Annotated in this window: 19 protein-coding genes; 9 read left to right on the forward strand and 10 right to left on the reverse strand. The window is 65.6% G+C overall.

Annotated elements, in window-relative coordinates:
• Positions 1-36: 36 nt before the first annotated feature.
• The 4 genes from HXX15_RS01395 to HXX15_RS01410 all read right to left on the reverse strand — a co-directional run bounded on the left by HXX15_RS01395 (position 37) and on the right by HXX15_RS01410 (position 7,081).
• Positions 37-1,884 (reverse strand): flagellar hook-basal body complex protein, encoded by a 1,848-nt coding sequence (locus HXX15_RS01395; RefSeq protein WP_296511865.1) that lies wholly within the window; start codon positions 1,882-1,884, stop codon positions 37-39.
• 222 nt (positions 1,885-2,106) lie between these two features.
• Positions 2,107-3,219, reverse strand: coding sequence for an ABC transporter permease (locus tag HXX15_RS01400; protein WP_296511867.1), 1,113 nt, complete (start codon positions 3,217-3,219; stop codon positions 2,107-2,109).
• 2 nt (positions 3,220-3,221) lie between these two features.
• Positions 3,222-6,014, reverse strand: coding sequence for a ribosome-associated ATPase/putative transporter RbbA (rbbA, locus tag HXX15_RS01405; protein ID WP_296511869.1), 2,793 nt, complete (start codon positions 6,012-6,014; stop codon positions 3,222-3,224).
• Positions 6,011-7,081, reverse strand: coding sequence for an HlyD family efflux transporter periplasmic adaptor subunit (locus HXX15_RS01410; protein ID WP_296511871.1), 1,071 nt, complete (start codon positions 7,079-7,081; stop codon positions 6,011-6,013). The genes rbbA and HXX15_RS01410 overlap by 4 nt, the downstream gene beginning before the upstream one ends.
• 190 nt (positions 7,082-7,271) lie before the next feature.
• Here HXX15_RS01410 and HXX15_RS01415 point away from each other — a divergent pair, with 190 nt between their 5' ends.
• The gene (locus HXX15_RS01415; protein WP_296511873.1) at positions 7,272-7,859 is read left to right on the forward strand and encodes a TetR/AcrR family transcriptional regulator; all 588 of its coding nucleotides are present in this window, start codon (positions 7,272-7,274) and stop codon (positions 7,857-7,859) included.
• Positions 7,860-8,088: 229 nt separating this feature from the next.
• On the opposite strand, the gene msrB is transcribed toward HXX15_RS01415, so the two are convergent.
• The gene (gene msrB / locus HXX15_RS01420) at positions 8,089-8,583 is read right to left on the reverse strand and encodes a peptide-methionine (R)-S-oxide reductase MsrB (RefSeq protein ID WP_296511875.1); all 495 of its coding nucleotides are present in this window, start codon (positions 8,581-8,583) and stop codon (positions 8,089-8,091) included.
• A 112-nt stretch (positions 8,584-8,695) separates the two neighbouring features.
• A complete protein-coding gene (locus HXX15_RS01425) occupies positions 8,696-10,168 on the reverse strand; it encodes an FAD-binding oxidoreductase (protein WP_296511877.1) in 1,473 nt (490 codons plus the stop codon).
• Positions 10,169-10,263: 95 nt separating this feature from the next.
• Between HXX15_RS01425 and HXX15_RS01430 the strand changes: the two genes are divergently transcribed.
• Positions 10,264-10,797, forward strand: a complete 534-nt coding sequence (locus tag HXX15_RS01430; protein WP_296511878.1) for a histidine phosphatase family protein — start codon at positions 10,264-10,266, stop codon at positions 10,795-10,797.
• 73 nt (positions 10,798-10,870) lie between these two features.
• Positions 10,871-11,296: a universal stress protein gene (locus HXX15_RS01435; RefSeq protein ID WP_296511880.1), complete on the forward strand. Its 426-nt coding sequence runs from the start codon at positions 10,871-10,873 to the stop codon at positions 11,294-11,296.
• A gap of 196 nt (positions 11,297-11,492) precedes the next feature.
• Here the strand turns inward: HXX15_RS01435 and HXX15_RS01440 are convergent, their stop codons facing one another.
• A complete protein-coding gene (locus HXX15_RS01440; protein ID WP_296511882.1) occupies positions 11,493-12,092 on the reverse strand; it encodes a hypothetical protein in 600 nt (199 codons plus the stop codon).
• 129 nt (positions 12,093-12,221) lie between these two features.
• Here HXX15_RS01440 and HXX15_RS01445 point away from each other — a divergent pair, with 129 nt between their 5' ends.
• The 3 genes from HXX15_RS01445 to HXX15_RS01455 all read left to right on the forward strand — a co-directional run bounded on the left by HXX15_RS01445 (position 12,222) and on the right by HXX15_RS01455 (position 13,369).
• A complete protein-coding gene (locus HXX15_RS01445) occupies positions 12,222-12,410 on the forward strand; it encodes a type II toxin-antitoxin system HicA family toxin (RefSeq protein WP_296511884.1) in 189 nt (62 codons plus the stop codon).
• A 5-nt stretch (positions 12,411-12,415) separates the two neighbouring features.
• Positions 12,416-12,808 carry a type II toxin-antitoxin system HicB family antitoxin gene (locus HXX15_RS01450; protein ID WP_296511886.1) on the forward strand — a complete coding sequence of 131 codons (393 nt, stop codon included), beginning with the start codon at positions 12,416-12,418 and terminating at the stop codon, positions 12,806-12,808.
• Positions 12,809-12,931: 123 nt separating this feature from the next.
• Positions 12,932-13,369 (forward strand): hypothetical protein, encoded by a 438-nt coding sequence (locus HXX15_RS01455; RefSeq protein ID WP_296511888.1) that lies wholly within the window; start codon positions 12,932-12,934, stop codon positions 13,367-13,369.
• A gap of 73 nt (positions 13,370-13,442) precedes the next feature.
• Here the strand turns inward: HXX15_RS01455 and HXX15_RS01460 are convergent, their stop codons facing one another.
• Entirely contained in the window at positions 13,443-13,949 is a 507-nt protein-coding gene (locus tag HXX15_RS01460; RefSeq protein WP_296514756.1) for a ferritin-like domain-containing protein, read from the reverse strand.
• 385 nt (positions 13,950-14,334) lie between these two features.
• Between HXX15_RS01460 and HXX15_RS01465 the strand changes: the two genes are divergently transcribed.
• Together HXX15_RS01465 and HXX15_RS01470 are read left to right on the forward strand one after the other, a co-directional pair.
• On the forward strand, positions 14,335-15,402 hold the full coding sequence (locus tag HXX15_RS01465; protein WP_296511890.1) for a UPF0104 family protein: 1,068 nt from the start codon (positions 14,335-14,337) through the stop codon (positions 15,400-15,402).
• Positions 15,403-15,470: 68 nt separating this feature from the next.
• The gene (locus tag HXX15_RS01470; RefSeq protein WP_296511892.1) at positions 15,471-17,453 is read left to right on the forward strand and encodes a hypothetical protein; all 1,983 of its coding nucleotides are present in this window, start codon (positions 15,471-15,473) and stop codon (positions 17,451-17,453) included.
• A gap of 189 nt (positions 17,454-17,642) precedes the next feature.
• Here HXX15_RS01470 and HXX15_RS01475 read toward each other — a convergent pair whose 3' ends face one another.
• Entirely contained in the window at positions 17,643-18,281 is a 639-nt protein-coding gene (locus HXX15_RS01475; RefSeq protein WP_296511894.1) for a DUF2147 domain-containing protein, read from the reverse strand.
• Between the two features lie 301 nt (positions 18,282-18,582).
• On the opposite strand from HXX15_RS01475, the gene HXX15_RS01480 reads away from it, so the two are divergent.
• Entirely contained in the window at positions 18,583-20,130 is a 1,548-nt protein-coding gene (locus tag HXX15_RS01480; protein WP_296511896.1) for a L,D-transpeptidase, read from the forward strand.
• A gap of 172 nt (positions 20,131-20,302) precedes the next feature.
• Here HXX15_RS01480 and HXX15_RS01485 read toward each other — a convergent pair whose 3' ends face one another.
• On the reverse strand, positions 20,303-21,331 hold the full coding sequence (locus HXX15_RS01485) for an NAD(P)/FAD-dependent oxidoreductase (RefSeq protein ID WP_296511898.1): 1,029 nt from the start codon (positions 21,329-21,331) through the stop codon (positions 20,303-20,305).
• Positions 21,332-21,334: the final 3 nt, after the last annotated feature.

Here is a 21,334-nt window from a genome sequence, read left to right on the forward strand (position 1 = left end):
GATCCAAACCGTTACCGCGGGCGAAGGCCGCGCGGACTATCGCATCACGTTCAACAGATCCTGTACCATGGTGTTCGCCGTGGTGATCACCTTGGTGTTGGCCGAATAGGCCTGCTGGGTGACGATCAGTTTGGTGAATTCGTCGGCGATGTCGGTATTGGAGGATTCCAGCGAGGCACCGGAAATACTGCCGCCCTTGCCGTACAATGCCGCGCCGGATTCATTGGTGGTCTCGAACGCGCCGCCGTCGATGCGCTTCAGGAAGTTCGCGCCGTTGAAGGTGGCGACGCTGACTTCGGCGAGATCGATGTTGCGGCCGTTGGAATAGGCGCCGACTACGCGGCCGTCATTGCTGACCGACACGCTCTTGAGCTGGCCGGCAGCGTAGCCGTCCTGGTTGAGCTGATTGACCTGGGCGTTGCCGTTGGTGTCGGCGAACTGCGTGAGGCCGCCGGTGCCGAACGCCATGGTGACGTTGCCGAGGCTGACACCGCTCACCGAGAGGCCGGTCAGGGTGATCTGCCCGATCACCGGCTGCATCTGGCCGTTGCTGCCGAATTTGAAATCAGTCCCGACGTTGACCCATCCCACCGTCGCACCCGTTGCTTGCGGGTTGGTCTGGTAGAATAGATTCCAGGTATCGGTGCCGCCCTGCGCCGCGGAGGCGATTTTCGCCCAGCGGAACTGCAGGTTCACCGGCGCGCCGTTGCCGTCATAGGCGGTGGTGGCACCACCGCTGATCGATTCGTCGAGGAAAGTCTGATTGTCGCTGCCAATCACACTTCCGGTGCCGGCGGTGCCGCCGCCGCTGCGCAGCGCCACCAAGGTGCCGGAGAAGCCGAGCGCACCGAAAGCCGTGGTCGAGGTCGACGAAATTTCGATGTCGTTGGCGGTGCCGCTATTCAGGGTGATGGCGCCGCCCGACACCGCCGAGGGTGGCGACGGCGAGACGTTGCCGGAGAGACCGTCGATGGTGGTGAGCAGGCTGCCTACGGTGGCGGTGGCGAGATCGACGAAAGTGGTGCCGACCACCGGTGCCGGCGCAGCGCCGGTGTAGAATTGGATGGTGTTGGTGGTGGTGACACCGCCGGTGGTGGTTTTGAGGACGATGGTATCGCCGGAGGAAAAGCCGGTCGGCAGCGAATCGCTGCCGGCCGCGCCGGTCTTCAGCGCGGTGGTGGCGCTGATCGGTACCGCCGGGGTAGCGAAATTGTTGCGTGCGTTGCCGACAATGCCGGTATTAGAATAGGGCGTCGCGGGGGTGCCCAGGCTGCGCGGATTGGAGGCGAAATCCGCCGGCCGCAGCAGTTCCGATCCCGGCGCTGAGGTGTTGTGCTTGGTGGTCAGCGGATAGCTCGCGAGGTTGGCGCGGTAGTCGATCTTGGTGGTGGCCTGCGAGGGCAAAAAGTCATTCTGGAATTTCAGGATGTTGGGCGTGCTGCCGACCGGATTGCCGGTGGTGGAGTCGATCGGCACGCCTTCCAGATAGTAGCCAGCGCCGTTCACCAGATAACCGTTCTTGTCGAGCGAGAAGTCGCCGCGGCGCGTGTAGTTGTTGACGCCGGTGAAGATCGGGTTGTTGTCGGAGAAGGAGCCCGGCTTCTGCACCGCGAAGAAGCCGTCACCGTTGATCGCCATGTAGGTCGACACTGACGCCGACTGTACCGAGCCCTGGAGCGTGTTGGTGCTGCGCGACTGCGAGGTCACTGAGCCCGCGAGCTGCTGGGTCACGCCGGTTTGCGGGATCAGGTCGAGGAAGCTGGTATCGATCCGCTTGAACGCGGTGGTTTGTGAGTTTGCGATGTTTCCGGAGATATTTTCCAGCGCGTAGGAATTCGCGCGCAGGCCCGCGACCGATGTGGTCAGAGCGCCGAAGATACCCATACTCACTTCTCCAAATTCGGGCCGCTGCTGCGACCGCTGTTTGCCAAGATCCCGAACGCAATCCGGACAACACAGGCGCAAGCACCGTGCCAAGGCAGAGAAGCTCGTATTTTCAGTGAGTTAGAAAATTCCCGAGGTCCCGGAGCCGGGGCGGAATTGCCGGGCGGGGCAACTATTGCCGGGGCGAAGCGGTGGGGCGGGAGCCGCGGCCGGCGCCGATCCTCATCTCAGAAACTGTCTGAAGCGCTGCAGCGAAAAAGCGAAAAGGATCGTCCCGATCCCAAGCAGCGCGACCAACTGCGGCCAGACCACGTCGAGGCCGGCGCCCCGGAACAGGATCGACTGCGCCAGGATGACGAAGTGGGTGTTCGGCGCGGCGAGCATCAGGTCCTGAATGATCTGCGGCATGCTCTCCCGCGGCGTCAGCCCTCCCGACAGGACTTGCAGCGGCAGCATGATCAGCATCAGCAGCAGTCCGAACTGCGGCATCGTGCCCGCCAGCGTCGCCAGGAAGATACCCATCGAGGTCGTTGCGAACAGATGCAGCGCCGCCCCGAACAGGAACAGCAGCACCGAGCCCTGGATCGGGACCGAGAGCAGCCCTTGGACAACCAGTATCAGCGATACGCTGGACGCCAGCAGAACGACCAGGCCCATCGACCAGATCTTGCTTGCCATGATCTCGAACGGGGTAACCGGCATCACCAGCAGATGTTCGATGGTGCCGTGCTCGCGCTCGCGGATCAGCGCCGCCCCGGTCAGAATGATCGAGAGCATGGTGATCGCGGTGATCACCTCGTGAACCGCACCGAACCAGCCCCTGTTGAGTTGCTGATTGAACCGCGTTCGCAACGCCAAGTCGACGGGCACTTTGGTGGCGGCCCGGTAGTGGCTCAGGAACTCGCTGATTTCGCTGGACACGATCGACTGCACATAGCCACCTCCGGTGAAGGCCTGGGTCATGCGGGTGGCGTCGATGTTGAGCTGGATGGTCGGCGATCTGCCCGCCAGCAGGTCACGTTGGAAGTCCGGCGGAATGTCGAGCGCGAAAGTGTCGAGGCCGGAGTCCATCCGGCTGTCCATCTCGCGCTGGGTGATCAGCCGCGGGATCAGGAAATACGGCGGATTGAACGCGGTGATGATGCGGGACGAAACCGGCGACTGATCCTCGTCGACCACGGCGATCGCCGCGCGGTTGAGGGTCTCGGGGATCGCCTTCGATCCGGTATAGATCGAGACGGTGAAGGCGTAGAAGATCAGGAACAGCAGCATCGGATCCCGGCCGAGGCCGCGCAATTCCTTGACGCCAAGCTGCAGGATATTGGCCAGGCGCATGCTTAGTCCGCCTGTTTCTTGAGAAGCGCGGCGCCAAGGCCCAGCAACAACGGTATCGCGATCAGCAGCGGCACGAACGAGCCCACCAGATCGCCGAAGCCGAGTGCTTTCGAGAACGTGCCGCGCGTGATGTTGACGAAATATGTGGTCGGATAGATCCGTCCGATCAGGGCGCCGAACCCCTGCAGCGACGACACCGGATCGGTCAATCCGGAAAATTGAACAGCCGGGATCAGGGTGAGCAGCGCAGTTCCGAAGATCGCCGCAATCTGGCTGCTCATGAAGGTCGACAGCACAAGTCCCATGCTCGTCGCGATAATGACGTAGAGCAACGCTGCTCCCGTGTAGGTCACGAGGCTCCCGGTAAACGGGACGCGAAAGACGAAGGCTGCGAAGGCGGTCAGCAGGAGCGCGTTCAGCATCGCAAGCACGACATAGGGAATCTGCTTGCCGATCAGGAATTCGAACCGCGTGACCGGCGTCGCGTAGAAATTGATGATCGATCCAAGCTCCTTCTCCCGGACCACACTGAGCACCGCCAGCATGGCGGGTATCATCAACAGCAGCAGCGGGATCACCGCGGGCGCCATCGCAACGAGACTTTTGACATCCGGATTGTATCGGTAACGGAGCTCGATCTGAAAGCTGCTCGCCGTCGCGGCGGCGCCGTAGATCTCCCGCGCCTTCTGGGTCAGCCAGCTCAGGTGCATGGCCTGGACGTAGCCGCGTGCGGTCTCTCCCCGCATCGGCATCGCACCGTCGATCCATGCGCCGATCTCGACGTCGCGTCCGTGTGCGACGTCACGTGCGAAACCCGGCGGAATCTCGATCGCGACGGTGAGCTGGCCGCTGCGCATGCGCCGATCGAGATCCGCATAGTCGATGATCGGATCTCCTTCCTTGAAATAGCGCGAACCGGCGATTTGCAGGATATAGTCGCGGCTGATCGTGGTGTCGTCGCGGTCTAGCGCCGCGAACGACAGCTTCTCGACATCGAGGTTGATGCCGTAGCCCAATACGAACAACAGGATGATGCTGCCGATGGTGGCAAGCGTGGCGCGGATCGGGTCGCGGCGCAGTTCGAGCGCCTCGCGCCCTGTGTAAGCCAGCATGCGCCGCAGATCGAACAGCCGCCTGGTCTGGCCATGAGCCGCGACCGCGCGCTCGGCCGGCGCGGCCTCGGGCGCGGGGGCGGCAGCGGCAGCGGCGTTCGATGGCGCGGCTTCCGTCTGTTCGATGGCATCCTCCAGATAGGCGATGAAGGCCTGTTCGAGGGTGGCGGCCGAACGCAGTTCGACGATCTTGGCGGGCGCATCGCTGACCAGCACCCGGCCGGCATGCATCAGCGAGACGCGGTCGCAGCGCTCGGCTTCGTTCATGAAATGCGTGGAGATGAAGATCGTGACGTTGTCCTTGCGGGACAGGTCGGAGAGGATTTGCCAGAAACTGTCGCGGGCCACCGGATCGACGCCGGAGGTCGGTTCGTCGAGAATCAGGATGTCGGGCGAATGGATCATCGCCACCGCCAGCGACAGACGCTGGCGGACGCCGAGCGGAAGCGGGGCCGGCAGCGAATCCATCACCTCGCCCAGATCGAACCGCTTTGCCATCTCGGCGATCCGCGCCGGAATGTCTGCGGGGGTCATGCGGAACAGGCGCGCGTGCAGTTCGAGGTTCTGTCTGACCGTCAGTTCTGAATACAGCGAGAAGCCCTGCGACATGTAGCCGACGCGGCGCCGGACATTCATGTCGTTCGGGTCGATTTCGTTTCCGAACAGCCTGGCTTTGCCCTCGCTAGCCGGCAACAGTCCGGTCAGCATCTTCATCGTCGTGGTCTTGCCGCAGCCGTTCGAGCCGAGGAAGCCGAAGATTTCGCCGCGCTCAATGCGGAAGCTCACATCGTCGACGGCGGTGAAATCGTCGAACCGCATGGTGAGGTGCTCGGCTTCGATCGCGACGTCGCCGTCAAGTGACGCGGCGCGCGGCGGAATCGTCACCCCCGCATAGCCTTGGCGATCCTGTTCCGGGAGCAGAGCGATGAAGGCGGCATCGAGCGTGGCCACGCCGGTCTGCCGCAGCAGGTCAGTCGGCGCGCCGGTGGCGAGTACGCGCCCGGCATTCATCGCCACCAGCCAGTCGAAACTTGCCGCCTCTTCCATATAGGCGGTCGCGACGATCACGCTCATCCCGTCGCGGCTGCCGCGAATTTCCTCGATCAATTGCCAGAACTGGCGGCGCGACAATGGATCGACGCCGGTGGTGGGTTCGTCGAGGATCAGCAAGTCTGGGTCGTGGATCAACGCGCAGCACAGGCCGAGTTTTTGCTTCATGCCACCCGACAGCTTGCCTGCCGGACGATCGGCGAATGGCGCCAGCCCGGTGCTTTGCAGAAGTTGCTGGATCCGGCGCTTGCGTTCGCGATTGTTGTGGCCGAACAGACGGCCGAAGAAGTCCACATTCTCGAACACGGAGAGCGTCGGATAGAGATTCTTGCCGAGCCCCTGCGGCATGTAGGCGATTCGCGGGCAGGTCAGCCTCCGCTGCGTGGCATCGGCGATGTCGGCGCCCAGCACCTCGACGCGACCGTTCTGAATGACGCGGGCGCCGGCGATCAGCGACAGCAGCGTGGACTTGCCGACACCGTCGGGCCCGATCAGTCCGACCATGCAGCCGGCGGGCAGGTCGAGGGTGATGGCCTCGAGTGCCACGGTCTTGCCGTAGGACTGTCCGACAGCGTTCAGGCGCACGACAGGCGGCGGAGCGACAGCCGCCGGCTCGGTCGCGCGGTCGCTCATTGTAGTAGCTTTCCCTTGAGACTGGTCGGCCATTCTGCCGCTGGTTCCAGCTGGATATAGGCCATGCCGGGTAGGCCGGTCTTGACCTGCCGGATATATTTCTTGAGCAGCTCCGGAGAAATCCGCGCCTTGACCCGGAACATCAGCTTCAGACGTTCCTCCTCGGTTTCGACGGTCTTCGGCGTGAACTGCGCGACGTCGGCGACGAAGCTGGCCTTGGCGGGGATCACATATTGCGGAACCGCGTCGAGCACCAGGCGGACATCGGTGCCGATCGCGACGCGCCCGGCCTGCGCGGTCGGCAGGAAGAACGTCATATACACATCGCTGAGATCGACGAGGTTGAGAACCCGACCTCCCGCGGAGAGAACTTCGCCGGGCTGCGCCACGCGGTATTGCACGCGCCCATCGCGCGGCGATCGCAACGTGCTGTCGTTGATCTCGACACTAATGCTCTCGATCGCGGCCTGGGCGGCGTCGACTGCCGCGCCGGCATCGACCACTTGCGCCTTGGTGGCGCTGATTGCGGCTTCCGACGCGGCGATCTGGGCCTGGGCCGCGGCCACCGCGGCCTTCATTCCTTCGGCATTGGCGCGATCGTCGTCGAGCACCTGTTGGGATACCGCGCTGGTCTTGATCAATTGCGCCGAGCGCGCGAGCTTTCTGTCCGCAGCATCCAGTTGCGCTTCGCGCTGGGCCAGCACAGCCACCGCTGCCGTTCGTTCCGCTTCGCGCTGCACGACCAGACTCTTGGCGGTGTCGACGCTGATCGACGCCCGGTGCAACTGCGCCGTCGCCTGGCGGCGCTGGGCTTCCATCTGGTCGGTGTCCATCCGGGCAAGCACCTGCCCCGCCGTGACAAAATCGCCCTCGGCGACGAGGATTTCGCGGATCCGCCCGGCGGCCTTGGTTGAAATGTCGATCTCGATCGCTTCAATGCGGCCGTTGCCGCTGGCAATCCCGGGGGGCAGATCGGCTTTGCCGAATGTCAGCCAAGCGTAGTAACCGCCGATGCCGACAGCAATGGCGACGACGGCAATGAGCCAGCGCTTCCGGTCCATTCTCATCAGGGGAATCTTCTCTTGCCTGTCCGAGGCGGCGGCGGCGCAGCCTCGCTCGCGCGGACGTAAGATACCATTGTGTTTTGAAAATTAATTCGCAACGCGGGATAAGACCTTGACTTGAATCAACAGCCGTTGACTCGGTGCGACGATATCGTGCGGAAAGTTCCATCGAGATTGATTTCGCGAGGCTCTGATGCGGCGGCGTCCGGACGTGCAGCCTGCGGTCGCCACGCGCGACCGCATCCTGAATGCTGCAGTTCTGCGGTTTTCAAGACACTCCTATGAAGCAACCGGGCTTCGGGACATCGCTGCCGATGTCGGCGTCGACGTCGCTTATGTGCATCGGTGTTTCGGCTCCAAGGAGCGCCTGTTCGCCGAGGCCGTCGGAGCGGCCATGGAACCAGCTCTGCTTCTCAACGGGCCTGCCGACGAACTCGCCGGGGCGCTGGCGAAGCAGATCTTTGCGCACGACGCCGCGCGTGGCCGCGACGAGGTCGGACCGCTCGACATCGTCATCCGCTCGCTTTCGAGTCCGGAGGCGTCACGCGTGTTGACGGAATTCATCGTCAAAGATTTCATCCAGCCGCTGGCCGGCAAGCTCGATCAGCCGGCGGCAGCGCGGGCCGCCGTGATCGCCGCGTTCCTGGCCGGGCTCGGCATTCTCCGCAACGTGCTTCGCATCTCGCCTTTGCAGGAGGCCGAGGGCGGCGACGTCGAGCATCTGATTGCAAGCGCGATCGGGCAGATGATCAATGCCGGCGTCGGCGTCCGGCCCGCATAGTCCCTTGCGCTGCCCCCTCGGCCTTCGATCAGGTCCGCCTGACCGAAAATGCATTCAAAAAGATCGACGATTCGATTCGTCATTGCGAGCCGAGGGTCGGCGCGGAGCGCCGCCCGATGGCGAAGCAATCCAGGGCACCAAGCGAAGACTGTATTGCTTCGTCGCAAGTGCTCCTCGCAATGACGAACTCAGACGCCTGATTTTGTTGAGCGCATCTTGAGTCAGACTCTCAGCTCGCCCCCGCCGTCGCCGGGTGGAACACCAAGGCAAAGCCGTCCATGCAGTAGCGCAGGCCGGTGGGCTTCGGGCCATCGTCGAAGACGTGGCCGAGATGGCCGCCGCAGCGGCGGCAATGCACCTCGGTCCGGGTCATGCCCAGCGTGCCGTCCTTGCGCTCGCCGACCGCGTTCGGCAGCGGCTGCCAGAAGCTCGGCCAGCCGGTGCCGCTCTCGAATTTGGTCTCGGAGGAGAACAGCGGCAGGTCACAGCCAGCGCAGGCGAAAGTGCCCTTGCGATGCTCGTTCAGCAGCGGGCTGGAGCCCGGCCGCTCGGTGCCCTCCTCGCGCAGGATGTTGTACTGCATCGGGGTGAGCTGCTTCTTCCACTCCTCCGGGGTCTTTTCGATCTCGAATTTCTCCGCGGCGGCGCGCGCCGGCTGCAGCCAGCGGAAGCCGAACAAAGCGGCCATGGCGACGGAAGCGAGCAGAATGCGGCGATCAATCATGGTGTCTCCGTGCGAAGCGAGGGCGGTGGCATTGCCTGAGTTACGGCCGGCGGCGGCCAAGGTTACATCCCTGCCCGCAAACCCCGCTCACAATGTCGCGAGGCAGTAATCCTCACTGCGCCGGGGTGGTCTCGTGCGGCTCGGCGGCCGCTGGCTGGTCCGCCAGCGCCGGCTTCGGCGGCCGCGGCGGGCGCGCCTGCCGGGCGTTCTGCTTGGCCGCCTCCAGCCGCGCTTCGTGGATCGCTTCGCGCGCCGCGGCGCGTTCGCGATAGCGCGCCAGCAGGCCCGCCGCGCTGGCGCCGGCGCGGACCGCGGTGCTGATCGCCTGGCCGGCGATCCGGCCGGTGCGGCCCCCGGCCCAGACCAGCTCGAACGGCGAAAACAGCCGCCAGCGCTCGTCGCCGTGCATGATCGCCTGCGCGATCAATTGCCCGGCCATCGCCGTGGTGTTGAGGCCCTGCCGCCCGAACCCGCTGGCGACCCACAGCCCGCGGCGCAATTGCCCGACCTGCGGCATGCCGTGGACGGTCTGGCCCACCACCCCGCTCCAGATCTGGTCGATCTCGACCGCGCCGAGCTGCGGAAACACCGTGCGGATCCGGCGCCGGATCGCGCCACCGAGCCGTTTCGGCTGCGCCGCCCAGGTGGTTTCCGGGCTCGACCATAGCAACCGGTCGCCGTCGACGATGCGGTAATGGTCGATGCCGTCGGTATCGGTCACCGAGCCGGCAAAGCTGATGGCCTCCGCCAGCCGCGCGCCGAGCGGCTGGGTCAGCGCCGCATAGCGCCAGACCGGCAGCAGCGTGTCAGACAGCCGTTGCAACGGCGCGCCGAGATGGACATTGCCCGCCAGCACGATGTCGGAGGCGCGCAGCCGCGCTTCCGGGGTGACGATCCGCTTTCGGATCCCGGACGGGTCGATGCTGACCGCCGGGGTGTCCTCGAAAATCCGCACCCCGGCCTGGCGCGCCAGCGCTTCGAGGCCGCGGAGGTATTTACGTCCGTCGAGCTGGAACGCGGTCGGGTAATGGATGGCGTGGAAATAGCGGTCGGTCTTCAGCACGTCGCGGACGTGGTCGATCTGCCAGCCCTCGACCTCGGTGCTGAAATCCTCGCCCAGCATCTGCAGCCGGCCGATCAGCCGGTCGCCGATATCGACGTTGGAAACCTCGAGCGCGCCCTGGGTCAGATTGATGCCGGGCATCGTTTCCTCGGTGGCGAGGTCGCGGACATAGTCCATCCCCAGTTTCGCCAGCGACCAGAGGTCGCGGGTATCGTGGAAGCCGATCCGGGCGATCAGATCGCCGATCGGCACGCCAAACCCCGGCATTACGGTGCCAATCTGATGGCCGGAGGCGTTCCAGCCGACCTGGCGAGCCTCCAGCACGGCGACGCTGGCGCCCATCCGGGCCGCCTCCAGCGCCACGGTCAGGCCGGCGAGCCCGGCCCCGATCACACAGATATCGACGTCGAGATTGAAGCTCAGCCGGTCGCGGTGCGGAATCGCAAAGCCCACCGCGCCGGCCGGCGTGGGCGCAGGCGCGTCGTCCGGTCCTTTGGTCGCACTTGTCGCGGGCTGGGTCATGCCGTTTTCTTACGGACACCTTGGATGCTTGTCACCTTGTCCTGACGCGGCTTCTCGATTAATCCGCAGACGGGTCTCCCTTCCGGATTGCACACATGCGCCGTTTGATTCTGCTGCGTCACGCCAAGACCGAGACGGACGCGCCGAGCGGCAAGGACCAGGACAGGCGTCTCGACGACCGCGGCCGGGTCGACGCCGCCGCGATCGCCGGCTGGCTGGTCCGCAACCGGCTGGTACCGGATGCGGCGCTGATTTCCACCGCGGTGCGGGCGCAGCAGACCTGGGAAATCATCAGCGGCGTGATCCCCGCCGAGCTGATGCCGATGCAGGTCGCGCATCTGCCGGAGCTTTACGGCGCCGGCGCCGCGCAATTGCTGCAGGAGATCCACGCCGTCGCCGACCAGCCGCGGCGGCTGTTGGTGGTCGGGCACAATCCCGGACTGCAGGAACTGGCGCTCGGGCTGACCTGCAACGGCACCGCCGCCGAGCGCAAGCCGCTGAACGGCAACATGCCGACCAGCGGGCTGGCGGTGATCGATTTCGCGATCCGCGACTGGGCCGACGCCGCGTTCGGCGGCGGCAAGCTTTCGCATTTCGTCAGCCCGAAGATTTTGCGCGAGGCATCCTAGGACGCCAGGTTCGTCATTGCGGCCGGTTTGATCTAGACTGCGCGCGAGGCCGACGCCCCGGAGCCAGACCCGCATGTTCAAATCCATTCTCGTCCCGATCGACCTGTCCGACACCGACCTGACCAAGCCGGCGATCGACACCGCCGCCACGCTGGCGCAAACCTATCGCGGCACGGTCCGGCTGATCACCGTGATGCCGATGACGCCGGTGATGCTGGCCGAATATGTCCCGGCGGATTTCGACGCGCAGCAGCGCGAATTGTCCGAGCAGGGGCTGGCGAAAGTGGCACGCGAATCCGGCATCGACGCGGCGCGGATCTCCACCGTGGTGCGACAGGGCGGGATCTATCACGAGATCCTCGAAGAGGCCGCTGCCTGCGGCGCCGACCTGATCGTGATGACCTCGCACAAGCCGGCGATGCGGACCTACTTCCTCGGCTCCAACGCCGGCCATGTGGTGCGCTACGCCACCTGCTCGGTGCTGGTGGTGCGGCAGTGAAGCCGGCAGCATCGTCGCGCTGAGATGATCCAGGCAATTCAATTGCGTTCGTCATTCCGGGGCGCGCGCAGCGCCAGCTGCGAGCGAACCCGGAATCTCGCACCACACTGACCAGGTCAACACCCGGCGCAGGATTCCGGGTTCGCTCGCCCAAGAGGCTCGCGCCCCGGAATGACGAGCATGAAGTGATCGGCCCCTACGGCAACAACTCCTTCGGCAATTCCTCGAAGGTGTAGCTGCGCGGTTTGTTGCGGCGGATGAAGCCACCGACTTGCCAGCCGAACAGCGCGGCGAAGCCGACGATGAACAGCACGCCGCCCCATTGCGCGGTGGCGACCGCGCGCGCCAGCAGGCCCGTCATCGCCACGCCGAGCAGCGCGATCAGCACCATCGCGCCGATATGGATGGCGGGCTTCAGCCCGCCGACCAGCGCGGCGTGGCTGCCGACCTGTTGCATCCGCCGGTGCAGCGCCACGATGAAGGCGCGGTAGTCCTCGTCCTGCGGCGCCATCAGCGCCACGGTCTGCCAGGTGGTGGAGATGATGCTGACGCGGGCGCCTCCGACGTCTTCGAGATCGGCGCGAAACCGCCGCGATTGCATCGACACCGGCCGGTAGCTCAGCCGCACGCTGGCGATGGTGGCGTAGGGCCACAGCCCGGCCTTGCCGCCGACCCGCCACGACAACCCGTCATCGGTGAGCTCGAACTGCTGCGCGGCGCCGACCAGCGAAGCCTTGTAGGCGTAGCTCGTGCCGGGCGCGGCTTTGTCGCGTCTTGCTTTTGAGATTGCGGCCAATGCGGTGGTCTCCCTGCGCATCCCTCATTGCAGGAGGGTCGGCCGGACGCAACTTGCGATCATGACTACCGCGCGTCAAAGTGTGTACTTATACACTTGCCGAGTCGTCATTGTGTGTATAGATACACCATGAACTCGCGTGACATCATTGCGGCGCTAAAGGCCGACGGGTGGGTTCAGGTCGCCCAGAAGGGCAGCCACCGTCAGTTCAAACACCCGACCAAACCGGGCCGCACCACGGTCCCGCATCCGAAGCGTGATGTCCCGCTGGGAACGCTGCGCAGCATCGAGCAGCAATCCGGTCTCAAACTGAGGTGACGCCCATGCGCCATTACATCGCACTGATCCACAAGGACGAAGGCAGCGACTACGGGGTTTCGTTTCCCGATCTGCCCGGCGTCATCAGCGCCGGCCGCACCCTGGACGAAGCGCGCGACATGGCGGCCGAGGCGCTGGCACTGCACCTGCAGGGCATGGCGGAAGACGGCGACGCCGTGCCCGAGCCGTCGACGCTGGAATCGATCATGCAGAATCCGCAGAACCGCAACGGCGTCGCCGTTCTGGTGCCGGTGATTCCGCCGGCGGTCAGATCGGTACGGATCAACATCACGCTTCCCGCCGACATCCTCGAACAGATCGACGCCTATGCCGAACGCGAGGGTTTCACCCGGTCCGGCTTTCTGGCGCAGGCGGCGAAGAAGTCGATGGCGGCCTAACTAACAGGTCGTAATCGCTGCGCTTGCACGGGCGGTGGGCTTTTCTTACAAGTCACGGATGCGAGCGCGTCACCCCGCTCTCGCCAACGACGTTGCCACAACCCTCTGGTCCAGCGAGCGCTCATGGCCCAACCCGCCGCCTATTTCCCGCGCCGCCTGATCCTCGCGGCCGCGATGATTTCCGGCATGCTGCTGGCGCTGGCGCTGCACATGCTGGGGCAGCGCTTCGGGCTCGATCTCGGCGGGCTGTGGCGCAGCGATCTCACCAGTTTCATGCCCGCGGGCGCGGCGTTGGCTTGGTGGTTGGTGGCGACCGCGGGGTTTGCCGGCGGCTATCTCACGGCGGCACTGATGCACAGCGCGGTGTCGGGCCAGATCCCGCCGCGGATGCGGCAATTCCTGATCGGGCTCGGCGTGCTGGTGTTGGCCGCCGCGGGCCAGGCGGCATCGGCGCCCTCGCCGCTGCCGACCATCGCTGGCGTGCTGGCGGGCCTGGCGACGTTGTGCCTCGGCGCGCTGATGGCGTTCTGCGGCGCGCATTTCGCGTTGCGCAAGGTCTGAGGTGGTTCGGTGAACGAAACGCCGCGCAGGAACCTGCGCGGCGTTTTGCCTCAGTTCAATATTGCACGCATCGTCAGCTCGCGGCGCGAAGATTGACGCGTGTTTCGGCCAGCGTAGTCAGCTTGCGGTCGGTGGCCTTTTCCTCGTCAAGGGTCTTTTGCAACACCGCGGCGCAATCGTTGCGGCCGAGCTGCTTGGCCCAGGCGATCAGACTGCCGTAGCGGGCGATCTCATAGTGCTCGACGGCCTGCGCGGCGTTGATCAGCGCGGCGTCGAGCACCGCCTTGTCGTCAATCTCGCCGGTCACGTCATCGGCTTCTGCGATGATACCGTCGATCGCCGGGCATGCCACCGCCTTGATCGCGGCGCCGTGCATCTCGAATACCTGTTCCAGCCGCTGCACGTGGCCTCGGGTTTCATCGAGGTGGGTCAGAAATCCCTGCTGCAGCTGCCGATCGGTGGCCTTGTCGGCCATTTTCGGCAGCGCCTTCAATAGCTGCCTTTCGGCGTAATAGATGTCCTGCAATTGATGCACGAACAAGTCATCCATGGTCTTGATGTCTTTGGTGAAAAGTCCCATCGCCAGATCCTCGCAATGTGGAACATGACAGCTTTGCGACACCCGCTGCGATGCTCCGATGTGATGAGCGACGTTAACCAGCGAAACGAAACTCTGTTCCTTGCGCGCGGCGGACATGCGCATCATATCGACAGCAGCACGGCCCGATCGGCCCAGAGTGAGCCATTGCGGCCATGACACGACGGCGCACCAAGTTTGCGTTACATCAAAGGCCGATCGGGCCCGCCGCCGCAATGATGCGCGATCTTGTCGCCGCAGCCGATTGGATTGCACTGTGGGCTGGTTTTGCCCTAAAGAATGTCGCGTAAATGAGTAGGTTGGCTGCCGCTTGCCGAAGATCGCTGCGATCGGCGCTCGCCATGTTGCCGCCCCGCCGGGAGGACGAATGCATCGAGTGCTGACCGCGCTGGGGCGTGGCTTCAAGAGACATGTCGGCTGGAAACGAGTCGGGATTGTCGCAAGCGTCCTCATCGTCGCCTTCGCCATCACGTCGCTGGTCCGCACCCTCAAGGGCGTCGACAGCGGCACCATTCTTGTCGCGCTGACCGAAAAGACCCATGGCCAGATCGGGCTCGCGGCGCTGTGCGTGCTTGGCGCGTTCTGCACGCTGACATTCTATGATTTCTTCGCGCTGCGCACGATCGGCAAGCTGCACGTGCCGTACCGGATCGCGGCGCTGTCGGCTTTCACCAGCTACGTGATCGGCCACAACATCGGCGCCACGGTGTTCACCGGCGGCGCGATCCGATTCCGGATTTATTCCGACTACAGCCTGAGCGCGATCGACGTCGCCAAGATCTGCTTCGTCTCCGGACTGACCTTCTGGCTCGGCAATCTGTTCGTGCTCGGCACCGGCATGATCTGGCATCCGCCGGCCGCCAGCGCGATGGACCTGTTGCCCGACGAGATCAACCGGCTGATCGGGGTGGGCTGCCTGTCGGGTATCGCGGCCTATTTCATCTGGCTGGCGCTGGGCAAGAAACGGCGCGAACTCGGCCAGAACGGCTGGAAAGTCGTGCTGCCGTCGGCGCGACTGACGCTGGTGCAGGTGCTGATCGGCGTCGTCGACCTCGGCTTCTGCGCGCTGGCGATGTATCTGCTGATGCCGTCCACGCCGCAGATCGACTTCGTCTCGCTGGCGGTAGTGTTCATTCTCGCCACTTTGCTCGGCTTCGCCAGCCACGCGCCCGGCAGCCTCGGCGTATTCGACGCCGCGATGCTGGTGGCGCTGCCGCAATTCGCCCGCGAGGATTTGATCGCCACATTACTGATCTACCGCGTGCTGTATTTCATCCTGCCGTTCGGGCTCGCGATTTCGATCCTCGGGACGCGCGAACTCTGGCTCAGCGTGATGGTGCCCTGGCAGAAGCGCCGCAGCGCCATCGCCGCCGCCGCGACCGCGACCGCGACGCCAGTCCGCCAGATCGCGCATCGCCCGGCGCCGAAGCGATGATCCGATGCGCGGCCCGGTCGGGCAGCGCGGTCTCTTATTTTTGCCCCATCCGGGGCGTCAAACGTCGCATGATCACGATATCCTCGATCCGTTCGTTCTTCCCGCTCGCTATCCTGCTGGCCGGCCTTCTCGCCGGCATCGGCCTGCTGCCAGCCGAACGCGCCGTGGCGCAGCCGGCCGGCGCCGTCACCCAGCCCGACGCCGACGCCGCGATGCAGATTTCCTGGGAGGTCCGGAACAGGTTCCGGCTGTTCCGCGAGGAGCGCGACTTCCTGCTGCACGCCGAGACGCTGCGCGGCCGCGGCGTGCTGGCCTCCGAGCAGGCGCTGGAACAGCAGAGCGACGGTCGCGGCTGGGCCCGCAATACCGTCAACCGGCTCTGCATCGATCTGACCGGCCGGGTCAACGAACCCTGCTTCCGCGACGGCGTCAGGGAGAGCTACCTGACCCCGACCGATCACCCGGTCACGGTGCGGCTGACCGGCACGATTCCGGTCGGAGCGACCTGCGCCTGGAGTTTCGACGACGGCGACGGCCCGCGGGCCTCGACGCTGGATTGCAACGAGCCGGTGAATTTCCGCGCCCGCTACGGCCGCCCGACGGTGGCCACGGTGGACGTCTCCAGCGGCGCCGAGCCGGCGCAGCATATCGTCGGCAACATCTTGGTGCGCGACATCCTGATCGCGGGGCTCGGCGACTCGATCGCCTCGGGCGAAGGCAATCCGGACCGCGAGATCGCGCTGGCCGACGACGGCTTCTGCTTTCGCTCCTATCTCGGCCTGTCCGGCCAGTTCTATCGGCCGAGCCGTGCCGGCTACAAGGGCGGCCGCGCCTGCGAGGCGCCGGACACGCTGCAGGCCTGGCAGCGCTACGGCGCATTGTGGTTCAACTCGCCCTGCCACCGCTCGCTGTACAGCTACCAGACCCGCACCGCGCTGGCGCTGGCGGCGCGCTATCCGCATATCGCGGTGACGCTGCTGCCGCTCGGCTGCACCGGGGCGACGATTGCCGACGGCCTGTTCGGCGCGCAACGCGCCCGCGAATGCCTGCTGTCCAAGGGGTCGTTCAACTGCCGCGGTAGCGTCAACGCTCAGCTCGCCGAATTGCGCGAGGCGATGGCCGCGGTGAAGAAGCGCCAGCCGAACCGCGCGCTCGATCTGGTGCTGCTGTCGGTTGGCGCCAACGACATCAACTTCTCCGGGCTGGTCGCCGACGTGATCGTCGACAATCCGACCGAGCGCGCGCTGTTCCGTCGCTCCGGGGTGATCGGATCGATCGACGAATCCCGCACCGCGCTGGCGCGCGAGCTGCCGCGCGCGTTCGGCAAATTGCGCGAGGCGTTGAAGCCGTTGGTGGGCGACCTCGAGCGCGTGCTCTATGTGTCCTACGCCAATCCGACGCTGGTGAATGGCGGCGCGCCCTGCGCCGGCGGCCGCGCCGGCTTCGACATCCATCCGTCGTTCAACGCCGATCCACAACGGCTCGCCGCGGTGTCGGCCTTCGTGAAGGACGAGTTCCTGCCGCAGCTGCGGAATCTGGCGCTGTGCGAGGGCGGCGTGCTGTGTGGCGATCCCGCCGCCGACCGCATGACGCTGGTCGATTCGCATCAGCGTGCCTTCGCCGATCACGGCTTCTGCGCCCGCGCCGAAACCGATCCGGAATTCGACCGCGCCTGTTTCTCGGCGAGCGGCGATAGTTTTACCACCGACCTGGTCGCCGCGGCGAGTTCGCCGCTGACCTGCGGCGCCGGCGCCAGCAGCTTTCGCGCCTATCTGCCGCGGGCGCGCTGGATCCGCGACGCCAATGACAGCTATTTCGCGGCGATGACCTATCCGCAGGGCCTGCCGGGCGCGATCCAGCCCGCCGACATCCATGACGCCACCTGGGGCGTGGTCTCGGCGGTCTATGGCGGCGCGGTGCATCCCTCGGCCGAGGGCCACGCCGCGATGGCCGACGCGGCGACGCCGGTGGCGGCCGCGGTGCTGCGGCTGCCCGCGCTGTCGCAGGTGATCGAACAACCGCTGCCGCCGCTCGAGCGGCCGCGGGAATAGCGCAGGATCGTCCCGCGCAGGTTCGTCTCGCGCAGGGTTGTCATTCCGGGGCGCGCGCAGCGGTAGCTGCGAGCGAACCCGGAATCTTGCAACACGAGGAAGCGTCAACACACCGCGGACGGAGTCCGTGGGCGAGATTCCGGGTTCGCTCAAGCTGCGCTTTCGCGCCCCGGAATGACAGGTGGCGTGCTATTTCGCCGGGGCGGGCGCCGGGTTCGCCATTTTCGGCGCCGGTGCCATCGGTGCGGGCGCCTTCGGCTTCGGCGGTGCGGCGCCCGCCGTCCCCGGCTTCATCGCCGCGGCTTGGGACGGCAGGAATTTCTGCACGATCGCCGGATCGAGCTGGGCGATCGCGGTGTCGGGCAGCCGCTGCCAGGTCTCGTCCTGGCCGAGCGCCGGGGTCAGCACATAGCCGCGCAGCGTCAGCGCCTGGCCGTCCGGGCTGACGGTCAGCATCGCCTTCCAGATATCGCCGTTGCGCGGATCGAGGATGTTGCCGCCCTCGTATTTCAGGCCGTTGCGCTTCATGTCGCGGATCAGCGAAATGCCCAGCACCGGCTGGTTCTTGCGATCGTCCTCGCATTCGCTGCAGATCGCATTGCCCGGCGCGCCGGGCTTCGGGAAGGTCTTGGCGACCACCCCCTCATACATGCCGCCGCCGCGGTCGAGCATCAGCAGCCAGAGCACGGGCTTGCCGTCCTCGCTACGCTGCCACATCCCGGCGGCGCTGGGCTGCTCGGCCGCCTTGAGCGGCGCGGAGGTGAACAGGGCCAAGCCGGCCAAGGCGGCGATAGCGGCGAATGTCGAGAGCGAGCGGTGTATCTTCATGGCCTCACCTGAAACATCGCGATGGGTCGAGATTATGGCGAAACGCGCCGCAGAGCCAGAGGGGCGATGTAAACGGCGCCGCGCGGACCGCAGCGCGGCCGCCCGGCACTATGCGCCAGCCGCGAGCCACCCTTCCTCCTGCGCGGGCTGTCGTATATGAGAGAATTGCCTCCGGAGCGTGCCGATCGTTCCCAGGAGCGGATTGGCGACGTCGATGGTGGCGGCGGTTATTCAATTCAAAAATCGCGAGCTGACACGTGATCGACGCAAACGCGGACAGGCATTTCAACCAGGACTTGGCATGGTCAATCGATTGACGACGACGCAATCCACCGTGGCGATGCGGCGTTGGGGGCCTGCCGCCCTCGTGACGGTTGCGGCGATGGCCGCACTGATGGCGCTGCCCGCCGACGCGGCGACAAAACGGGCTCGTCCCGCGCCGTCCATCGAGGCGACAGCGCCGCGCGAGGCCGGCGAGCCGATCATGGCGATCGTGTCGATCAAGAGCCAGAAGGTCACTTTCTACGACGCCGACGGCTGGATCCTGCGGGCGCCGGTGTCGACCGGCACCACGGGACGCGAGACGCCGGCCGGCGTGTTCGCCCTGCTCGAGAAGGACAAGGACCACCACTCGAGCATGTATGACGACGCCTGGATGCCGAACATGCAGCGCATCACCTGGAACGGCGTCGCCCTGCATGGCGGGCCGCTGCCCGGCTATGCGGCCTCGCACGGCTGCGTACGGATGCCTTTTGGCTTTGCCGAGAAGCTGTTCGACAAGACCCGGATCGGGATGCGGGTGATCATCTCGCCGAACGACGCCGAGCCGGTCGAGTTCTCCCATCCGGCGCTGTTCGTTCCGGACCGGGAGGCGATCGCGGCCGCACCGGCCAAGGCCGAGACGTTCCCGCGCGAGGCGGCCGAGGCTGCCAAGACCGCCGACGAGGCGAAGAAAGCCGCCGCGACAGCGACGCGCGAGACGGCTTTGCTGACGGCGTCGCTGCGCAAGCTGGAAAAGCTCAAGACCCGTGCCGACACCGAGCTCGCCACCGCCGACAAGGCGCTCGCCGCCGCCAAGACCGACGAGGCCAAGGCGCGGGCCGAGGACCTCAAGCAAAAGGCCGCCGCCAAGGCCGCGGACCTGGCGACCCAATTCGAGACCGCCAAAGCCGACGCCAAATCGAAGCTCGACGCAGCCGCCGCCGCAAAGGAAGCCGCCAAGGCGGCGCAGACCAGGAAGGCCGATACGGCCAAAGCAGCGAGCGAGGCGAAGCTCGCGCTTGAACCGGCGTCGATCTTCATCAGCCGCGCGACGCAGAAGCTTTACGTGCGGCGCAACACCCATAAGCCGGCGCCGGACGGAGGCGGCGAGGTGTTCGATGCGACCATCGAGGTTCCGGTCACGATCCGCGATCCCGGCAAACCGATCGGCACGCATGTGTTCACGGCGGTGACGCGCAACGATGCGGGCCTGCGCTGGACCGCGGTCACGATCGACAACGCCGACGACGCCAAGGCCGCGCTCGACCGCATCACCATTCCGCAGGAGGTGCTCGATCGCATCGCGCCGACCGCTTCGCCGCGAACCTCGATCGTCATCTCGGACGAGCCGCTGAGCGCCGAGACCAACTATCGCACCGAATTCGTCGCGGTGCTGAACAACCAGCCCCAGGGCGGCTTCGTGACGCGCCGGCCGACGGCCGATGTCCGCGTATCGGACAATGACGATCAGGACGGCGGCGGCTTCGGCTCGTTTTTCCAGCGCAGCTGGAACCCGCAACCCGTCAACCCGAACCCGCGCCGGCGCGGCGGCCCGGTCTATTATCAGCAGCCGCGCGGCTGGTGGTGAGGCGCTGACCGCAACCTGCCGTGGTGCGAGATTCCGGGTTCGCTCGCGGCTGTCGCCGCGCGCGCCCCGGAATGATTGACGCGAGCGATGAACTGCCGTCGTGGCGCATGCCGACTCGAGGCAGCGTCATTGGACGAGGCGACGCATCGCCTCGCCGCAACTCACAATCCGCTTAGTTGACGCCGAGCTTCTTCTGCAGGCTCGACGATGACGTCGTGTACTGAAACACCAGGCGCTTGTCGGGATAGACGTATTTGTGCGCCTTCTGCGCCATCAGCGCGCCCTCGTGGAAGCCGGACAGGATCAGCTTCAGCTTGCCCGGATAGGTGTTGATGTCGCCGATCGCGAAGATGCCGGGGACGTTGGTCTCGAACGTGCCGGTGTCGACCGGCACCAGATTGTTCTCCAGATGCAGGCCCCAATTCGCCACCGGGCCGAGCTTCATGGTCAGACCGAAGAACGGCAGCATGGCGTTGCAGGTCACCTGCGAGATCGAATTGTCGTTGCCCTTCACGGTGGCGCCGCTGAGCTGGCCGTTCTCGCCCTGCAGCTCGGTGATCTGGCCGATCTTGAGGTCCAGCTTGCCGGAGGCGACCAGCGCGCGCATCTGCTCGACCGAGTGCGGCGCGCCGCGGAAATCGTCGCGGCGATGCACCAGCGTCATGCTCTTGGCCAGCGGGTTGAGGTTCAGCGTCCAGTCCAAGGCGGAGTCGCCGCCGCCGACGATCAGGATGTCCTTGCCGCGGAACTCTTCCATCTTGCGCACGGCGTAGTGCACCGACTTGCCCTCATAGGCCTCGACGCCGGGCACCGGCGGACGCTTCGGCTGGAACGAGCCGCCGCCGGCGGCCACCACCAGCACCTTGCATTCGAACACGGTGCCGGCGTCGGTGGTGACGCGGAAACCAGGATCGCCGATCTTCTCGACCTCGGCCACCATCTCGTTGAGATGGAATTGCGGATTGAATGGCTTGATCTGCTCCAGCAGCGCCTCGGTGAGGCCGTGGCCGGTGATCAGCGGAATTCCGGGAATGTCGTAGATCGGCTTTTCCGGATACAGCTCGGCGCATTGGCCGCCGATCTTGTCGAGAATGTCGACGAGGTGGACCTTGATATCCAGCAGGCCCAGCTCGAACACGGCGAACAGTCCGCAGGGGCCCGCGCCAACAATCAGCACATCGGTTTTGATCACGTCGGTCATCGT

It is taken from the genome of Rhodopseudomonas sp. (assembly GCF_013377015.1).
GTDB lineage: Bacteria > Pseudomonadota > Alphaproteobacteria > Rhizobiales > Xanthobacteraceae > JARJEH01.

What these genes read in the sequence shown, in the direction of transcription:
- HXX15_RS01395 (WP_296511865.1), bottom strand. Translation starts at nt 1,884, where the DNA reads ATGGGTATCTTCGGCGCTCTGACCACATCGGTCGCGGGCCTGCGCGCG.
- HXX15_RS01400 (WP_296511867.1), bottom strand. Translation starts at nt 3,219, where the DNA reads ATGCGCCTGGCCAATATCCTGCAGCTTGGCGTCAAGGAATTGCGCGGC.
- rbbA (WP_296511869.1), bottom strand. Translation starts at nt 6,014, where the DNA reads ATGAGCGACCGCGCGACCGAGCCGGCGGCTGTCGCTCCGCCGCCTGTC.
- HXX15_RS01410 (WP_296511871.1), bottom strand. Translation starts at nt 7,081, where the DNA reads ATGAGAATGGACCGGAAGCGCTGGCTCATTGCCGTCGTCGCCATTGCT.
- HXX15_RS01415 (WP_296511873.1), top strand. Translation starts at nt 7,272, where the DNA reads ATGCGGCGGCGTCCGGACGTGCAGCCTGCGGTCGCCACGCGCGACCGC.
- msrB (WP_296511875.1), bottom strand. Translation starts at nt 8,583, where the DNA reads ATGATTGATCGCCGCATTCTGCTCGCTTCCGTCGCCATGGCCGCTTTG.
- HXX15_RS01425 (WP_296511877.1), bottom strand. Translation starts at nt 10,168, where the DNA reads ATGACCCAGCCCGCGACAAGTGCGACCAAAGGACCGGACGACGCGCCT.
- HXX15_RS01430 (WP_296511878.1), top strand. Translation starts at nt 10,264, where the DNA reads ATGCGCCGTTTGATTCTGCTGCGTCACGCCAAGACCGAGACGGACGCG.
- HXX15_RS01435 (WP_296511880.1), top strand. Translation starts at nt 10,871, where the DNA reads ATGTTCAAATCCATTCTCGTCCCGATCGACCTGTCCGACACCGACCTG.
- HXX15_RS01445 (WP_296511884.1), top strand. Translation starts at nt 12,222, where the DNA reads ATGAACTCGCGTGACATCATTGCGGCGCTAAAGGCCGACGGGTGGGTT.
- HXX15_RS01450 (WP_296511886.1), top strand. Translation starts at nt 12,416, where the DNA reads ATGCGCCATTACATCGCACTGATCCACAAGGACGAAGGCAGCGACTAC.
- HXX15_RS01455 (WP_296511888.1), top strand. Translation starts at nt 12,932, where the DNA reads ATGGCCCAACCCGCCGCCTATTTCCCGCGCCGCCTGATCCTCGCGGCC.
- HXX15_RS01460 (WP_296514756.1), bottom strand. Translation starts at nt 13,949, where the DNA reads ATGGGACTTTTCACCAAAGACATCAAGACCATGGATGACTTGTTCGTG.
- HXX15_RS01465 (WP_296511890.1), top strand. Translation starts at nt 14,335, where the DNA reads ATGCATCGAGTGCTGACCGCGCTGGGGCGTGGCTTCAAGAGACATGTC.
- HXX15_RS01470 (WP_296511892.1), top strand. Translation starts at nt 15,471, where the DNA reads ATGATCACGATATCCTCGATCCGTTCGTTCTTCCCGCTCGCTATCCTG.
- HXX15_RS01475 (WP_296511894.1), bottom strand. Translation starts at nt 18,281, where the DNA reads ATGAAGATACACCGCTCGCTCTCGACATTCGCCGCTATCGCCGCCTTG.
- HXX15_RS01480 (WP_296511896.1), top strand. Translation starts at nt 18,583, where the DNA reads ATGGTCAATCGATTGACGACGACGCAATCCACCGTGGCGATGCGGCGT.
- HXX15_RS01485 (WP_296511898.1), bottom strand. Translation starts at nt 21,331, where the DNA reads ATGACCGACGTGATCAAAACCGATGTGCTGATTGTTGGCGCGGGCCCC.